We start from the raw sequence: 15,690 nt of genomic DNA, 5'->3' as shown, positions 1-15,690 counted from the left end.
GAAACAATGAAAACAAAAATAGTAGAACAACTAAAAACTCTAGAAAAAGAGAAGAAGATAGAGATACTTTTGGCGATAGAATCTGGGAGTCGTTCTTGGGGATTTGCTTCTCCAGACAGTGATTATGATATACGATTTATCTACAAACATCCTATAGATTGGTATCTTTCGCCTTGGGAAAAACGTGATACGATAGAATTTATGACCGAAGATGATTTGGACGGTTCTGGTTGGGATTTGAAAAAAGTTTTTCATTTACTCAACAAATCGAATGTTCCGAATCTAGAGCACTTGTATTCTCATATTTTCTATGTGAAAAACGACAAATTTTTAGAATTAATGAAACCTTTGGCTGAACTAGCTTTTTCGCCTGTTTCTGTGGTTTATCATTATTTGAGCATGAGCAAAAAATACTTGGAAGCTTGTAACAAAGAAGAAGTTAAACTAAAAGATATTTTCTATTGTATGAGAACAACTTTAGCTTCAAAATGGGTAGTTGAAAAAGGTACTTTTCCACCAGTGATATTTCACGAAATGCTAGATTTGCTACCAAAAAATATTTTAAATAAAATTTACTTTTTATTAAATTTAAAATCTGAAAAAGGTGAAAAGTATCATCATACTCAAGATTGGGAACTTTTTGATTATTTGAAATCAGAAATCGAAAAACTCTCTGAAGTAGCTAAAACTTTACAATCGGGAAATTTTAACAAAAAGGAAGCAGAAAAAGTTTTTTTAGAGATATTAAAATTATAGAAATGTTAAATATAGAATTTTTAAAACAAAATAATCTCATCCTCTTCGAAGCTATTGCGGGAAGCAAGTCTTTTGGTTTGGCTACAGAAACTTCGGATACCGATATAAAAGGAGTATATTTTTTGCCAAAAAATGAATTTTTTGGATTGAATTATATTCCTCAAATAGCCAATGAAACCAATGACATTGTGTATTATGAAATTGGGCGATTTGTAGAATTGTTACAAAAAAACAATCCTAATATTTTAGAAATTTTAGCGACTCCAGAGGATTGCATTTTGCACAAAAATCCTTTGATGGATTTATTAAATCCCGAAGATTTTCTTTCCAAATTATGCAAAGATACTTTTGCAGGATATGCTATTTCACAAATCAAAAAAGCAAAAGGACTGAACAAGAAAATCTTAAATCCAGTAGAAAAAGAACGAAAATCACTGCTCGATTTTTGTTTCATCCTTAGTGATTATGGCTCTGTTTCTGCAAAAGAATGGTTAGTAAAAACCAAAAAAATTCAGGAAAAGTGTGGCTTAGTTAGTATTCCAAATACCAAAGGTATGTTTGCTCTTTTTTATGATGAAACAGATACTTTTGGCTATAAAGGTATTTTGCAAAACGAAGATGCCAACCAAGTTTCTCATTCCTCCATCCCGAAAGGAGAAAAAATGGAAGCTTATTTATACTGTAATTTAGATTCATATTCTAATTACTGTAAAACTTACCGCGAATATTGGAAATGGGTGGAAGAACGTAATGAGGAACGCTACAATGTAAACCAAAAGCACGGTCAAAACTACGACAGTAAGAATATGATGCATACCATTAGATTACTGCAATCTTGCGAAAGTATCTTCAAAAACAATACTATGCAGGTTCGTGTGGAAAATCGTGATGAATTAATCGATATTAAGGCTGGAAATTGGTCTTATGAAGCTGTGATAAAAAAAGCAGAAAGCCTTATAAAATTAATAGAATATTACTATTCTATTTCAAAACTTCCTGATTTTCCTAATTCAGAAAAGACCACTAAAATTCTGTTAAATATTCGAAACAGTCTATACCAATAAAAAACTCCCGAAAAATTTCGGGAGTTTCTATTTTTATGCTTGTTCTGTTGGTTGTTCTCCTTGTGGTTTTGGAGCATCACCTTCAGTTCTAGGCTTTTGTTCTGGTCTAGGTGGTCTTGGTAAAAGAACTTTTCTAGAAAGTCTCATTTTCTTACGGTCATCGTAGCCCATAAATTTCACTTCTACTTCATCACCTTCTGCATAAGGAACTTTGTCTAGTCTTCTCCACTCAATTTCAGAGATGTGAAGTAAACCTTCTGTTCCTTTGGCAATTGCAACAAAAGCACCGAAATCCATTACTTTTACTACTTTACCTTTATACACTTCACCAACTACTGGTACGAAAGTAATTTCTTTAATTTTATCAATTGCAGCATTGATTTTCTCACGGTCTGTACCTGAGATTTCAATTCTACCAATTTCTCCTAATTCTTCAATTGAGATTACCGTATCAGTATCTTTCTGCATTTGTTGAATAACTTTACCACCAGGTCCGATAACTGCACCAATGAAATCTTTAGAAATTTCTAAAACTTCCATTTTCGGAGCGTGTGGTTTCACATCTTCTCTTGGTTTATCGATGGTTTTCAAGATTTCACCTAAAATATGTAATCTACCTTCTCTAGCTTGGTTAAGAGCTGTTTCCATGATATCCATAGTCAAACCTTGGATTTTGATATCCATTTGACAAGCAGTGATTCCGTCTGCAGAACCTGTTACTTTGAAATCCATATCCCCAAGGTGGTCTTCATCTCCTAAAATATCAGAAAGTACGGTGAATTTTCCAGATTTAGGGTCGGTAATTAATCCCATTGCAATACCAGAAACTGGTTTTTTGATTTGTACACCAGCATCCATTAACGCTAATGTTCCTGCACAAACTGTTGCCATAGAAGAAGAACCGTTAGATTCTAAAATATCTGAAACAACACGGATGGTATAAGGATTTTCTGCAGGAATCATCCCTGCTAAAGCTCTTTGCGCTAAGTTTCCGTGACCAACTTCTCTTCTAGAAGTACCTCTAAGAGGTCTAGCTTCACCTGTAGAGAATGGAGGGAAATTATAGTGAAGGAAGAATTTTTCGTCATAATTTATAGCCACAGAATCTACCATATTGGCATCTTTTACAGAGCCTAAAGTTACGGCAGTAAGAGACTGAGTTTCACCTCTTGTAAAGATAGCAGAACCATGAGCTCCTGGTAAATAATCGATCTCGCTCCAAATTGGTCTGATGGTTTGAGGGTCTCTACCGTCTAATCTTATTTTTTCGTTAAGAATCATTTGGCGCATTGCTTCTTTTTCTACATCGTGGTAGTAAATTTTAGCAAATGGTTCTACCTCTGCTCTTTCTTCTTCAGAATATTGAGAAAGAAATTCTTCTAAAACGGCAGCAAATTTTTCGTGTCTTTCTTCTTTTCCAGAAGGTACTTTTGCTACGTTATATACTTTATCATAACACTCTGCCCACACTTTTTCTCTGATTTCTTCGTTGTGTGTTTCGTGGCAATATTCTCTTTTGGTTTGAGATGCAGGTACTTTAGCTGCTAATCTTTCTTGTGCTTCAATTTGCACTTTAATTTCTTCGTGTGCATATTTGATAGCATCTAACATTTCTGCTTCAGAAATTTCTTTCATTTCGCCTTCTACCATTACGATAGAATCTTTGGTAGCTCCTACCATGATATCTAAATCTGCTTTTTTCAGATTTTCGATACTTGGGTTGATAGACAATTCGCCATCTATTCTTACTACTCTTACTTCAGACATAGGCCCGTTGAAAGGAATATCTGTAATGGCAATAGCTGCTGAAGCTGCCAAACCAGCTAAAGCTTCTGGCATTACTTCTTTGTCATAAGAAATTAGGGAAATCATTACCTGAACTTCTGCGTGGAAATCTTCTGGGAAAAGTGGACGAAGTACTCTGTCTACCAATCTCATGGTAAGAACTTCATCATCAGAAGGTTTGGTTTCTCTACGGAAAAAATTCCCAGGGATTTTACCACCTGCGTAGTATTTTTCTCTGTAATCTACAGTTAAAGGAAGAAAATCTACACCAGGATTGGCATCTTTATTGGCTACAACTGTTGCAAGAAGCATAGTTCCACCACATTTTACTACTACTGAACCGTTGGCTTGCTTGGCTAATTTACCGGTTTCTAAAGTAATTTCTCTACCATCTTTAAGAATGATGGTTTCTGTAATAGCTTGAGGTTTACTCATATAAATAAAATAATTTTAAAAAAATCTGAAAGAACCACTCTTTCAGTAATCTGCGAAACTTCTTTAGGCAGATTGATTGTTAATACTCTTTTTAAATTTCGCACAAAGTTAGTGTATTTAATTGGATTTAAAGATTTAAACCTCAAAATTTTAGCTTACATATATCATATCGATATAAAAAAAAGCAACCCATAATTGAGTTGCTTTTCATAAAGTTTCTTGTATCTGATTATTTTCTGATTCCAAGTTCAGCAATGATAGCTCTGTATCTATTGATGTCTTTGTTTTTAAGATAATCTAAGAGTCTTTTTCTTTTACCTACCAATTTCACTAGAGATTTTTCTGTAGCGTAATCTTTGTGGTTAGATTTTAAGTGACCAGACAAATGGTTAATTCTGAAAGTGAATAATGCGATTTGTCCTTCTGCAGAACCTGTGTTAGCTGCATTTCCTCCGTGTTTAGCGAAGATTTCTGATTTTTTTTCTGATGTTAAGTACATTCCAATATTATTTAAATGATTATTATGTAACGAGGTGCAAAAGTACAATAATTTTTCGAAATACAAACTATAATCGAAAACATTAATGATACCTGATAGATAAAGTTGTTAAAATTTTCTTAAAATTTATATTAAGCTTCCTGAAATTCTCAGTAACTTTGTACCGAACAAATGAAATGAAAAAAACAGTTTTTTTGGCGATTGCCGCGGGTCTTATTCTTCTGAGCTGTAGAAGCTGGGGAAGTTCATTATTGAGCGGAGATGACACGATAAAATTAAAAAAAGTACATAGGATTATCTATTTCAATCCAGAAGTTTTCCCTAATTACGAAGGGATAAGAGAACCTACCAACAAGGCTTTTTTCAATACCGTTACTAATGAATTGCGACAATATGGAGATTATAAAATCTTACGTGTAGATACTCCTATTGCCTATGACAGTGTAGATGTACAGAGCATAAAAGATTACTGCCAATTCAATAATGCCGAGGTAGCTGTAGTACCTAAAGTAAAATATTTTAAAGTAGGAATTGGGAAATATGTATTTTCTAACCAAGTTATCATCAGTATGAAACTGTATAATAGCAATGGTGAATTGGTGATGGAAAATTCTTTTGACACCTACAAAGGAAAAGGAAGATTGCTAGGAAGTGCTGAAAATTCTGTAAATATAGGCACTAGCAACGTTATTAGGAATTTGGTAGCAGCCCTGAAGAGCAGAAATAAAATGACTGCTCAACAGTAACTGTCTTTATTTTTACATTTTTTTAGCAATCTCGTTGCACAACCATTCTAGCATTTCTCTATCTTCTGCAGTAAATGGGTCATGTGTATGTGAATCTATATCTATTTGACCGATGTTTTTACCCTCTTTGATGATTGGCACTACAATTTCGGCTTTGGTATCAAGCGAACAAGCCAAATAATTGTCTTGCTCCCAAACATCAGGCACTACAAAAGTTTCGTTAGAAACAGCCACTTGTCCACAAATTCCTTTTCCGAAAGGTATTACGGTGTGGTCTGTAGCGGCACCTACATAAGGTCCTAGAATTAATTCTTCTTTATCCCCATTTCGGAAGTAGAAACCCGTCCAGTTAAAATAAGAGTACTCTTGGTCTAATAACTGACAGATTTTCAATAATTTTTCATCAATATGATTGCTAGGACTTTCTAGAATAGACGAAAGTCTTTTTTTAATTTCCATAATTTTCTTTAGTTTTTAGTATTCTTCGAATTCTATATCTTCTTTGTAACCAAACATTCCTCGTTCTTTAATCATTTCTGCTACCCCTTCAGGAAGTTGATTTTCCCAACCATTTTCTTGATTGGCAATTTTATTAAGGATTTCTCTAGAATAAATTTCGGCGTGGTCTGGATTATAGTTTTTAATATCTACAATTCTCTTATTTAATTTAAAATATTTGAATAATTCTTTTAGATTTTCGCTAATGATTAAATTTTCTGAAGAGAGCAACTCGTGGGTCTGTGGGTCTTTGTAAGGATAGAGGTAAACCCTCATATCTTTTCTAAAGAATTTACCAAAGGCTTCTAAGATGCCACCAGAGAGATTTTTATAGTAATCTTCATCAAAAACCATGACCAGATTATTAACCCCCATTGCTACACCTATGTATCTTACTTTATAGGAAGTGAAATATTCTACCAATCTGTAATATTCTGAGAAAATAGAAATCATGACTGTATAGCCTAATTTTGCTAGCACATCTACCCTATCTAGAAAATCTCTTTCGTCTATATCACCAGACGCTTTTAGGTTGGCAATGGTAATTTCAAATAAGATTACCGTGTCTTCGGGTTTACCACCGGTATCTTTTAGGAACATTTCGAGGCCGTTTTCAAACATATCTACATTAACCAAAGTAACAGGTCTGAAGCTACCTCTAACTGCGAAAACATCTTTCTTATAGAGTAAATCAGCTGGAAGCATATTATCACCTTCAGAATTAAAGATTACAGCATCCGTCATTCCATTTTTAATTAACTGAAGGCTCATTAATCTATTATCAACATATTCAAAAGCTGGTCCACGGAAATCAATCATATCAATTTCAACTTTGTCAATTGAAATTTCATCATAGAGGCTTTTAATTAATCTTCTAGGATTATCATTAAGGTAAAAAGCACCGTAAACCAAATTTACGCCGAGGCTACCAAGAGTTTCTTGTTGTAGTGTAGCATCATTTTCATTAAATTTTACGTGCAAAACGATTTCGCTGTATTCTTCGCCAGGTTTTGCTTGAAACATAATACCTACCCAGCCGTGACCCTTGAAAGTTTTTTCATAGTTGATGGTAGTAACCGTATTGGCAAATGAGAAGAATTTTTTGTTAGAATTTTCAGGTTTTGTTAATCTCTCTTCGATTAATTTCACTTCATAATGAAGCATTTTTCTCAATCTATTCTGAGTAACATATCTGTTGCGGTCTTCTTTCCCGTAGATGGCATCACTATAGTCTTTGTCATAAGCAGACATTGCTTTGGCTATAGTTCCAGACGCCCCACCTGCTCTGAAAAAATGGCGCACCGTTTCTTGTCCAGCTCCAATTTCTGCGAAGGTTCCATAAATATTGGGATCTAAGTTGACGACTAAAGCTTTTTGTTTGGGTGTGAGATACTGTTTAATTTGAGGCATCTGATATTTTTTGCGTAAATTTACCAAAATATCACAAAATCCAAAAATGAAGTTGAAATTTCTTGGAACTGGCACTTCGCAAGGCATTCCGGTGATAGGATCTACGCATCCTGTTTGCTTATCTACAGACCCAAAAGACAAAAGATTAAGGTCATCTGTGATGATTACAGATGAAGGTGGAAAAAAAATCTTAATAGATTGTGGTCCAGATTTCCGTCAACAGATGTTAATGAACAACGAAACAACAGTAGATGCCCTATTATTAACCCATGAGCACAACGACCATGTGATAGGGCTAGATGATTTGAGGCCTATTATTTTTCAAAAAAAGCAAGATGTTTCTATCTATTGTATGCCAAGAGTAGGAAACGAAATTAAGAATAGATTTCACTATGCATTTTCAGAAATCAGGTATCCTGGTGCGCCAAGTTTCCAGTTGCATTATATAAATGATGAGATTTTTAGAATTGGCCATACTGAAATTTTACCAATAAAGGTTCTTCATCACCAATTGCCGATTTTAGGTTTTAAGTTCAAGAATTTAGTTTACATTACAGATGCCAGTGATATTACAAGTGAAGAAAAGGAGAAACTTAAAAATCTAGATTTTCTAATCATTAACTGCTTACGAAAAACTGAGCCACACATTGCTCACTACATTTTGCCTGAGGTACTGGAATTGGTAGAAGAACTTCAGCCCAAAATGACATACCTTACGCATATTAGCAATAGATTGGGTTTTCATAAAGAATTAGAAGATGAGCTTCCAGAGCACATTCGCCCAGCATATGATGGTCTAGAAATAGAGTTCTAAAATATTTTATTGAAAATTTCTTTTTTTAAAACAAAAAATTCTATATTTGCACTCACAAAATTCGCAAGCCCGGATGGCGGAATTGGTAGACGCGCACGACTCAAACTCGTGTACTTAGGTGTGTGGGTTCGATTCCCACTCCGGGTACTACAAACCGAGAACTTAATCTTAAGTTCTCGGTTTTTTTTTGCCTTAGCCAGAGGTAAAATATAAATTTCACCATTTTCCAAATAATAATTACCAATTATTCAAACAATATTAAATTGTGTTAATTATTTAACAACACATCAGTCAAATTACGACACTTGAATCCAATTAAAATCCCATTTCAATTACAATATAATCACATTTAACCAAACATATTGATATTAATCATAAAAAAAATATAAAAAAAATATAAAATATATAAAAAACTTATTATAAATTTGTACCATAAAATTCAATATAAAAGAATAATAAATGATAAATAAATAAAAATATGAAAACTTTAAGCAAAAAAATCAATCAAGTTCTCGTTTTACTTTCGTTATTAACAATCGGGTTAGTAAACGGTCAAACAATTACAGGAAAATCTTCAAAAACTGCAGTTAATGGGACCTCACCAATGCACGATTGGGTAATGACTTCTGGCACCTCTACTTTCGTAGGGACTGTAAGTGGAAACGCCATTGAAAATGCAAAATTTGTAATTGCTGGAAAAACTTTAAAAAGTACAAAAGGAAGCATGATGGACAATAAAGCTTATAAAGCTTTGAAATCTGACAAGCAACCCAACATTACTTTTACCGCAGCTTCTCTACCCGTTGGTAAAACCAATGTAAGCGGAAAATTGACAATAGCAGGCGTTACAAAAACCGTTACCTTCCCGGTAAGCGTGGTTAAAAGTGGAAGCTCATACAATGTAAGTGGTTCTATAAATCTTAAAATGTCTGATTTCGGAATGGAAACTCCAGGTTTCTTAGGTGTACATACTGGTGATGCAGTTACAGTAACCGTAAACATTACAGCCAACTAAAACAATTTTTTATATAAAAATAACAAACAAATAAGAAAAGTATGAAAACTTTATGGATTAAAGCAGCTGTATTATCTACAGTATTAGCAAGCACAGCATTCTATGCACAAGAAACTACAATGAGAGACTACCTAGCTCCAGAAAAAACTACCAGAAACGTATTCGAAGACCCAAAAGGTGAAGCTCCAGAATATGATGGTGTAAAAGTAGTGGTAGGTGGTGATTTCGCTTTACAATTTCAATCTTTAGACCACAGTACAAAAGGGACTTTAGCATCTGGCGTTTCTCTAAACAAAATGGGTTCTGACTTTAACTTACCTACAGCAAACCTAGACATCAATGCTTATCTAGCTAAAGGCGTGAAAATGCACTTAAGAACTTACTTATCTGCAAGACACCATAATGAAGCTTGGGTAAAAGGTGGTTATATTCAAATTGATAATTTAGATTTCATTTCTCAAGGATTCTTAAGCGGATTAATGAAAAACGCGAGAGTAAAAGTAGGTATGGACGAAATCAACTATGGCGATTCTCACTTTAGAAGAACAGATAATGCTGAAGCCATCAATAATCCATTCGTTGAAAACAACATTATGGACTCATTTACTACTCAAGCATTTGGTGAAGCTTACTATTATTCTAATGGCTTCATGGGAATGCTAGGGGTTTCAAATGGTAAATTAAACCAAAGTGCAGTAAAAGGAACTAGTGACAACAGCCCTTCTGTATATGCTAAACTTGCTTATGACAAACAAATAAATCCTGACTTAAGAGTAAGACTTTCTGGTTCTATCATTAAAACCAATGGTCTTAACACTAACGGTAAACTATATGGAGATGATAGAGCAGGTTCTAGATACTACTATGTATTATTAACCACTGCAGATGCTATGGGAACTTCTAACCCATCAACAGGTAGATTTAACCCTGGTTTCCAAAAAATGACCGCTATTCAAATCAATCCATTTGTAAAATATCAAGGTTTAGAATTCTTCGGAACTTATGAACACGCTAGTGGCAACAAAATTGTAAATGCTACTACCCCAAGAAGTACAGATGGTTCTTATAACCAATATGCAGCAGAATTGCTTTACAGATTCGGAGGAAAAGAACAATTCTATTTAGGAGGTAAATATAACGCTGTAAGTGGTAAAGATTATGACGGAGCAGCTGAAAGAAAAATCGACAGATTTAACATCGCTGGCGGTTGGTTTATGACTAAAAACATTTTAGCTAAAGTAGAATATGTAAACCAAAAATACAACGAAAGCGCAGCATGGGGAACAAACACTGCTCTTTACGGTGGTAAATTTAACGGATTTGTACTAGAAGCTACTATTGGATTCTAATCTTAGAAATTCTAAATAAACAAAAAAGGGGCAAACAAGCCCCTTTTTTTAATAACTTTGATTCTCATGAAACATCTTATTATTTTATATTTTTTAAGCCTTTCCGTTTTAGGATTCTCTCAAGAAAACAACTTCACAATCTTGGGAAAAACTAACATGAAGAGTTTTAAATGTATTGATAAGAACTTTACAGCACCAGCACAATTTGTATCTCAGAACAGCAACAAAATCGTATTAAATGTAAAGGATTTCGACTGTAAATATGATTTCATAACCAAGGACTTTAGAAAAACACTCAATGCTGATAAATTCCCTCAGATTCACATCAATTTCGGAAAATTAAAAAAGAACAACAACGGGACTTATCTATCTGCAGCAGAAGTAACCCTGATGAATAAGACAAAAATATATAATGTAGAAATTTCTGAAAACGGAAAAATATTATCTGGTAAACAACAGGTAAAATTCAGTGACTTCGGGATTGTTCCACCAAAAAAAATGGGAGGTATGATAGTCACCAAAGACGAAATGGACTTATCATTTAGTTTTCAGTCTAATTAATTATAGTGTTGAAATATTCCCATATCAGAAGGTGTCCAAAGCGCAGCTTTTTGACCTGCAGCCTTTAGACCATTATTCGCCCAAGTATTGCAAGTTTCTAGAAAACTATATTTTCCTTTAGCATCATAGAATGCATCATGTATTCCGTAGACCGCATCGGTTTCAATAAAAACCACATTACCATTAACATCTCTATCAAATTTATCTTTGATGTATTTTACCAAATTCTGATATTGTTTTTTGGTGAGCAATAATTTTTTACAATCTTTACCTTCAGTCATCTCGAAATAATACGTACAATGCATGGCCGATTCACTCATCCAAAAGGCCGCCTTCAAGGCAGTAGAAGGCTTCAGTTCTGCCCAAGTAGGCGTATCTAGATAAAAACCTTTGTCTCCCCAACCTACAGAAAGATAATTAAAATCTGACCTTCTAGAAATGGTATTTTCGAATGGAAGTTCTTTTCCCCAATCCATTTCCTCATTTTTAATAGGCATCACCAAATCGGTATGCACCCCATTGGTTAAAATATAAATTTCAATTACTTTTGGTTCGTTTGTTTTTTCGGCCGGAACTTCTATAAAAGGGATAAGGTAACCACAGAGCAGATAAAAAATGACAATTGAAAGCACTGCTCCTACAGATTTTAAAAGAAAAAGGAAGGTTTTTTTTAGATTCATAAAAAGTTATTTGTTTTTATTGGTCAAAATTAATTTTTGTTAACATTAAAGAAATATAAAATTTTTTCTGTAAATTTAATAACGAAAATTTGATTTCTATGCACAAAAAGCCAAAATCTCAAAAAAGAATTACCATCAGAGTAAAAGTTGCCCCAAAAAGAACTCAGAAAAAACATTACTGATTTTTTTGATTGAACAACCTTCAATTAAAAAAGTCAGTTTTCTTTTGACGCCAACTTTATATTTCGCATCAATCCGGTAAATTTGGTGCGTTTAACGGCAGACTTTCTAAAAATCTCAGAAAAAATTTCCTGAGTTAAGTCTTTCCACTCTTCTTTTCTGAAATTAAGTTTTTCTACATTAGGTTTAAATTTACTTTCTAAACTAGGTGCAGAAAAGCGATTCCAAGGGCAGACGTCTTGGCAGACATCACACCCAAAAATCCAATCATCCATCTTTCCGTCAAAATAATCTGGAATTTCGTTTTTCAATTCTATTGTAGCATAAGAAATACATTTGCTGCCATCTACGATTTTATCAGAGACGATAGCTTGAGTAGGACAGGCCTCTATGCATTTTCTACAAGTGCCACAGTGGTCAGTTGTTTCTAAATCTTGCATCAAATCTAAATCACAGATAATTTCTGCTAAAAAATAAAAAGAACCGTATTTTTTGGTAATTAGATTTGCATTCTTACCTACCCAACCTAATCCTGATTTTCTAGCCCATGCCTTCTCTAGAACTGGTGCAGAATCTACAAAAATCCTAAAACCAAACTCGCCTATTTCCTCTTGAAGTTCTAGTACCAGATTTTTTAAGATATCCTTAATTACTTCGTGATAATCTTCACCATAGGCGTATTTAGATATTTTAAAATTATTATCTTGAGTTATTTCCAAAGTTGGATAGTAGTTATAAGAAAGAGAAATTACAGATTGGGCACCATCTACCAAAAGTTTAGGGTTTAGCCTTTTATCGAAATGATTTTCCATATATTTCATTTCGCCGTGGTAATGATTTTTAAGCCAATGTTCTAAGCGTGGAGCTTCCTCTTCCAAGAAACCAGCTTTGGAAATTCCACAAGATTGAAATCCAAATTTCAATGCTTTTTCTTTGATTAATTGACTATATTTTTCCTTAGAAATCATAAATTTTTCTTAAAAAAACAGATTTTTGAATAAAAGGCACCATCATTGTAACAAAAATCACAGTGCGAAGGTAAGTTTTTTTATACTTTTGCCTCACAAATTACAATTTAAAAAATAATAAAAATGACATTTGACGAAATTTTAAACTCAGGTAATTATCATTTAATAGATGTAAGACAACCAGAAGAACTAGTAATGGAAGGGAAAATAGACGGTGCTGTAAACATTCCTTTGGCAACTGTACCGTTGAGAATTGACGAAATAAAAGAGATGAAAGGTCCAAAAATCGTTTTCTGCAGAAGTGGAGGAAGAAGCGGACAAGCTTGTCAATTTTTAGCTCAAAACGGTTTGGAAGAAATCTATAACGGAGGTGGTTTTATGCAAGTGCACATGGCTCTGGAACAAGTAAAGTAAAATAAAGTTCATATTTTTTTGCAAAGAAAGCTCATCAAACGATGAGCTTTTATTTTGACTTAAAATTTAGAAAAATCCGCTTCTTCAAATTCTCTCAATAATTTCTGAAAAACTTGTTCTACGGTAAGAATTTCATCAATTAGAGCAGAAGATTGCCCAATTTCTAATTCGCCTTCTTCTAAATCACCTTCGAACATCCCACGTTTTGCGCGGCGTTTCCCTAGTTTTTCGGTAAGCAATTCTATGCTTTTTCCGTTTTTGTAGATTTCTTCTAATTCATAAAAAAACTTATTTTTCACGAGACGAACAGGTGCTAGTTCTTTTAAAGTTAATTGGGTGTCCCCTTCTTTGGTATCTACAATTTTTTGTTTCCAATTGTCATGAGCGCTGGCTTCTACAGTAGCGGCAAATCTAGAACCAATTTGTACTCCGTCTGCTCCTAAAATCATGGCAGCCTTCATCTGAGAACCTAGAGCAATTCCTCCAGCTGCAATGAGTGGAATTTCTATATTTCTACGAACGTTGGGAATTAAAGAAAGCGTGGTGGTTTCTTCTCTACCGTTGTGTCCACCCGCTTCGAAACCTTCTGCCACTACAGCATCTACGCCAGCTTCTTGGCATTTTACTGCAAACTTGACACTAGAAACCACATGAGCTACTTTTCTGCCTTCTTTTTTTAGCAATTCGGTATAAGTTTTAGGATTACCAGCAGAAGTAAAAATAATGGGAACTTTTTCTTCTATAATAATTTGAATAATTTCTTCGATGTTTGGGTATAACATTGGCACATTAACACCGAAAGGTTGATTGGTAGCTTTTTTACATTTTTGGATATGGTCTCTCAATACATCTGGATACATACTACCAGCGCCTATTAAACCTAAACCACCCGCATTAGAAACTGCGGAAGCCAATTTGTAGCCACTGTGCCAAATCATCCCACCTTGTATGATTGGATATTTTATATTGAATAACTGAGTGATTCTGTTCATGTTTTTTGTTTTAAAGATAAGAATAGTCACAAAAGTTCGCAAATATAAACAATACAAACTCTAACGATATCTATTTCGAAATTTCCGTTTAAAATAAAAAACCTTCGAAATATCGAAGGTTTTTATTTATTATTTAATGATGGCAGACTTGCTCCAATCTTCTTTAAAATTACAATCTTTATAACGATTATTAATAGAGATAAAAGTATCTGGCAATTGTTCTTTCACCCATTTTTCTAGTACTTCACCTTTCTTTTTGTTTAGGGCAAAACCTTTGATTCTTTCAAAATCTGTTGCCAAATCTAGCGCGTGCATAGGAATTACTTCATTCACTTTCATAATGGTCACCGCTTTCTTTTGGTTAGGTTCTTCAAAAACAAAAACATCTGTTAGATCCCCTTTGTTAAGTCCAGCAATTTGGTAAGCAACTGTGGCATTTAGGTTGGCTTTTTCTAATCTGTCTGAGCCATCTTCTCCTGGCATAACACCCGCATTAAATTTGGTGTTTTTATCATCAGAATATTTAAAAGCAGCTTCTTTGAAAGTTAATTTACCACTTTTAATATCTTCTTTTATTTTTTCCATTTCAGCTTTTGCGGTGGCAATTTCTTCAGCATTAGGTTCAGCTTTTAATAATATATGTCTAGCATCATATTGTTTTCCGCTTTTCTTAACCAATTGAATAATATGGAACCCAAATTCAGATTCTACAGGTTCAGAAATTTCACCTTCTTGAAGATTAAGTGCTGTAGCTTCGAAAATTTTCACCATTTTCCCTCTATTAATATTGGTATACAAACCACCATTAGCAGCAGAGCCTGGGTCTTCTGAGTAAATTCTAGCTTTGTTATCAAAAGAGTCTCCGGCTAAAATATCTTGTTTGATTTTCTTTAACTTATTGATGATTTCATCTTTATGAGCTTCTGTCAATTTAGGATACATGGCAATTTTAGAAAGCACTATTTCATCTTTAACCTGAGGCAATTGATACTTATAGGCATTGTAAAAATCAGTAACTTCATTGGGTGTGATATTTACTTTTTCTGTAACCAATGCATATTTTTGTTGACCATAGTAGTTGTCGATATCCATTTTTTCGATGGCATTTTTCATTTCGTAAGAAGTACGGAATTTATAGGCATCTAGCATTGCTTTTTCAGAAGGAAATTGGCTTACGATTTGGCTATATTTATCAGCAGCTTGTTCTCTTATGGCAGCAGATCTATCTTGGATTAAGGTATCTTTTTTAGCTTTATAAATCAACAATTTATTACTAAGAATACCATCCATAAATTCACATTTATTGGTTTGTGCAGCACCTTGTTGTTGTGCATAATTTTGTTGCTCTAGAACTTCAGATTCTAAGATAATCTCGTTACCTACCACAGCAGAAATCCCATCTACTAAGTCACCTTTTTTAACCTGAGCATTGGCATTGAATGAAAATAAACTTACTAAAAAACTAAGTGTAAGTAGATATTTTAAATTTTTAATCATTATTAAAATTTTATTAAGTTGCAAAAT

The 15,690-nt window shown here is 33.8% G+C and carries 16 protein-coding genes and 1 tRNA gene; 9 read left to right on the top strand and 8 right to left on the bottom strand.

Translation table 11 applies throughout. The features are described 5' to 3' along the window. Positions 1-6 precede the first annotated feature (6 nt). Positions 7-756 carry a nucleotidyltransferase domain-containing protein gene (locus IEW40_RS09705; RefSeq protein ID WP_188617901.1) on the top strand — a complete coding sequence of 250 codons (750 nt, stop codon included), beginning with the start codon at positions 7-9 and terminating at the stop codon, positions 754-756. 2 nt (positions 757-758) lie between these two features. Next, positions 759-1,820, top strand: a complete 1,062-nt coding sequence (locus IEW40_RS09700) for a DNA polymerase beta superfamily protein (RefSeq protein WP_188617900.1) — start codon at positions 759-761, stop codon at positions 1,818-1,820. A gap of 33 nt (positions 1,821-1,853) precedes the next feature. Here the strand turns inward: IEW40_RS09700 and IEW40_RS09695 are convergent, their stop codons facing one another. Beyond that, on the bottom strand, positions 1,854-4,040 hold the full coding sequence (locus IEW40_RS09695) for a polyribonucleotide nucleotidyltransferase (protein WP_188617899.1): 2,187 nt from the start codon (positions 4,038-4,040) through the stop codon (positions 1,854-1,856). 229 nt (positions 4,041-4,269) lie between these two features. Further along, entirely contained in the window at positions 4,270-4,539 is a 270-nt protein-coding gene (rpsO, locus tag IEW40_RS09690) for a 30S ribosomal protein S15 (protein WP_188617898.1), read from the bottom strand. 176 nt (positions 4,540-4,715) lie between these two features. Here rpsO and IEW40_RS09685 point away from each other — a divergent pair, with 176 nt between their 5' ends. After that, positions 4,716-5,285 carry a pyruvate decarboxylase gene (locus tag IEW40_RS09685; RefSeq protein ID WP_188617897.1) on the top strand — a complete coding sequence of 190 codons (570 nt, stop codon included), beginning with the start codon at positions 4,716-4,718 and terminating at the stop codon, positions 5,283-5,285. A 12-nt stretch (positions 5,286-5,297) separates the two neighbouring features. On the opposite strand, the gene IEW40_RS09680 is transcribed toward IEW40_RS09685, so the two are convergent. Together IEW40_RS09680 and IEW40_RS09675 are read right to left on the bottom strand one after the other, a co-directional pair. Further along, entirely contained in the window at positions 5,298-5,744 is a 447-nt protein-coding gene (locus IEW40_RS09680) for an XrtF-associated fRMsr-like GAF protein (protein WP_373283792.1), read from the bottom strand. Between the two features lie 15 nt (positions 5,745-5,759). Continuing rightward, on the bottom strand, positions 5,760-7,193 hold the full coding sequence (locus IEW40_RS09675; RefSeq protein ID WP_188617896.1) for a TonB-dependent receptor: 1,434 nt from the start codon (positions 7,191-7,193) through the stop codon (positions 5,760-5,762). Positions 7,194-7,239: 46 nt separating this feature from the next. On the opposite strand from IEW40_RS09675, the gene IEW40_RS09670 reads away from it, so the two are divergent. From IEW40_RS09670 to IEW40_RS09650, 5 genes are all read left to right on the top strand, one after another. Then, entirely contained in the window at positions 7,240-8,007 is a 768-nt protein-coding gene (locus tag IEW40_RS09670) for an MBL fold metallo-hydrolase (RefSeq protein ID WP_188617895.1), read from the top strand. A 67-nt stretch (positions 8,008-8,074) separates the two neighbouring features. Then, positions 8,075-8,154 (top strand) — tRNA-Leu (locus IEW40_RS09665). Between the two features lie 331 nt (positions 8,155-8,485). Then, positions 8,486-9,022 (top strand): YceI family protein, encoded by a 537-nt coding sequence (locus tag IEW40_RS09660; protein ID WP_188617894.1) that lies wholly within the window; start codon positions 8,486-8,488, stop codon positions 9,020-9,022. 41 nt (positions 9,023-9,063) lie between these two features. Continuing rightward, positions 9,064-10,371, top strand: coding sequence for a hypothetical protein (locus IEW40_RS09655; protein WP_188617893.1), 1,308 nt, complete (start codon positions 9,064-9,066; stop codon positions 10,369-10,371). Positions 10,372-10,527: 156 nt separating this feature from the next. Then, the gene (locus IEW40_RS09650; protein ID WP_188617892.1) at positions 10,528-10,932 is read left to right on the top strand and encodes a YceI family protein; all 405 of its coding nucleotides are present in this window, start codon (positions 10,528-10,530) and stop codon (positions 10,930-10,932) included. Here the strand turns inward: IEW40_RS09650 and IEW40_RS09645 are convergent. Then, the gene (locus IEW40_RS09645; protein ID WP_188617891.1) at positions 10,929-11,612 is read right to left on the bottom strand and encodes a TIGR02117 family protein; all 684 of its coding nucleotides are present in this window, start codon (positions 11,610-11,612) and stop codon (positions 10,929-10,931) included. The two genes, IEW40_RS09650 and IEW40_RS09645, sit on opposite strands and share 4 nt — an antisense overlap. Before the next feature lie 215 nt (positions 11,613-11,827). Next, positions 11,828-12,760 (bottom strand): tRNA epoxyqueuosine(34) reductase QueG, encoded by a 933-nt coding sequence (gene queG / locus IEW40_RS09640; RefSeq protein ID WP_188617890.1) that lies wholly within the window; start codon positions 12,758-12,760, stop codon positions 11,828-11,830. A gap of 123 nt (positions 12,761-12,883) precedes the next feature. Here queG and IEW40_RS09635 point away from each other — a divergent pair, with 123 nt between their 5' ends. Next, a complete protein-coding gene (locus IEW40_RS09635) occupies positions 12,884-13,174 on the top strand; it encodes a rhodanese-like domain-containing protein (protein ID WP_188617889.1) in 291 nt (96 codons plus the stop codon). 59 nt (positions 13,175-13,233) lie between these two features. Here IEW40_RS09635 and IEW40_RS09630 read toward each other — a convergent pair whose 3' ends face one another. Together IEW40_RS09630 and IEW40_RS09625 are read right to left on the bottom strand one after the other, a co-directional pair. Then, positions 13,234-14,166 carry an NAD(P)H-dependent flavin oxidoreductase gene (locus IEW40_RS09630; RefSeq protein WP_188617888.1) on the bottom strand — a complete coding sequence of 311 codons (933 nt, stop codon included), beginning with the start codon at positions 14,164-14,166 and terminating at the stop codon, positions 13,234-13,236. A gap of 129 nt (positions 14,167-14,295) precedes the next feature. Beyond that, positions 14,296-15,663, bottom strand: a complete 1,368-nt coding sequence (locus tag IEW40_RS09625; RefSeq protein WP_188617887.1) for a peptidylprolyl isomerase — start codon at positions 15,661-15,663, stop codon at positions 14,296-14,298. Positions 15,664-15,690: the final 27 nt, after the last annotated feature.

The sequence above is a fragment of the Cloacibacterium rupense genome, assembly GCF_014645495.1.
In the GTDB taxonomy this organism is placed as follows: domain Bacteria; phylum Bacteroidota; class Bacteroidia; order Flavobacteriales; family Weeksellaceae; genus Cloacibacterium; species Cloacibacterium rupense.
This window is presented reverse-complemented; position numbering and strand designations above follow the sequence as displayed.

What these genes read in the sequence shown, in the direction of transcription:
- IEW40_RS09635 (WP_188617889.1), top strand. Translation starts at nt 12,884, where the DNA reads ATGACATTTGACGAAATTTTAAACTCAGGTAATTATCATTTAATAGAT.
- IEW40_RS09660 (WP_188617894.1), top strand. Translation starts at nt 8,486, where the DNA reads ATGAAAACTTTAAGCAAAAAAATCAATCAAGTTCTCGTTTTACTTTCG.
- IEW40_RS09700 (WP_188617900.1), top strand. Translation starts at nt 759, where the DNA reads ATGTTAAATATAGAATTTTTAAAACAAAATAATCTCATCCTCTTCGAA.
- IEW40_RS09650 (WP_188617892.1), top strand. Translation starts at nt 10,528, where the DNA reads ATGAAGAGTTTTAAATGTATTGATAAGAACTTTACAGCACCAGCACAA.
- IEW40_RS09625 (WP_188617887.1), bottom strand. Translation starts at nt 15,663, where the DNA reads ATGATTAAAAATTTAAAATATCTACTTACACTTAGTTTTTTAGTAAGT.
- IEW40_RS09670 (WP_188617895.1), top strand. Translation starts at nt 7,240, where the DNA reads ATGAAGTTGAAATTTCTTGGAACTGGCACTTCGCAAGGCATTCCGGTG.
- IEW40_RS09630 (WP_188617888.1), bottom strand. Translation starts at nt 14,166, where the DNA reads ATGAACAGAATCACTCAGTTATTCAATATAAAATATCCAATCATACAA.
- IEW40_RS09675 (WP_188617896.1), bottom strand. Translation starts at nt 7,193, where the DNA reads ATGCCTCAAATTAAACAGTATCTCACACCCAAACAAAAAGCTTTAGTC.
- IEW40_RS09695 (WP_188617899.1), bottom strand. Translation starts at nt 4,040, where the DNA reads ATGAGTAAACCTCAAGCTATTACAGAAACCATCATTCTTAAAGATGGT.
- IEW40_RS09685 (WP_188617897.1), top strand. Translation starts at nt 4,716, where the DNA reads ATGAAAAAAACAGTTTTTTTGGCGATTGCCGCGGGTCTTATTCTTCTG.
- IEW40_RS09645 (WP_188617891.1), bottom strand. Translation starts at nt 11,612, where the DNA reads ATGAATCTAAAAAAAACCTTCCTTTTTCTTTTAAAATCTGTAGGAGCA.
- queG (WP_188617890.1), bottom strand. Translation starts at nt 12,760, where the DNA reads ATGATTTCTAAGGAAAAATATAGTCAATTAATCAAAGAAAAAGCATTG.
- IEW40_RS09655 (WP_188617893.1), top strand. Translation starts at nt 9,064, where the DNA reads ATGAAAACTTTATGGATTAAAGCAGCTGTATTATCTACAGTATTAGCA.
- rpsO (WP_188617898.1), bottom strand. Translation starts at nt 4,539, where the DNA reads ATGTACTTAACATCAGAAAAAAAATCAGAAATCTTCGCTAAACACGGA.
- IEW40_RS09705 (WP_188617901.1), top strand. Translation starts at nt 7, where the DNA reads ATGAAAACAAAAATAGTAGAACAACTAAAAACTCTAGAAAAAGAGAAG.
- IEW40_RS09680 (WP_373283792.1), bottom strand. Translation starts at nt 5,744, where the DNA reads ATGGAAATTAAAAAAAGACTTTCGTCTATTCTAGAAAGTCCTAGCAAT.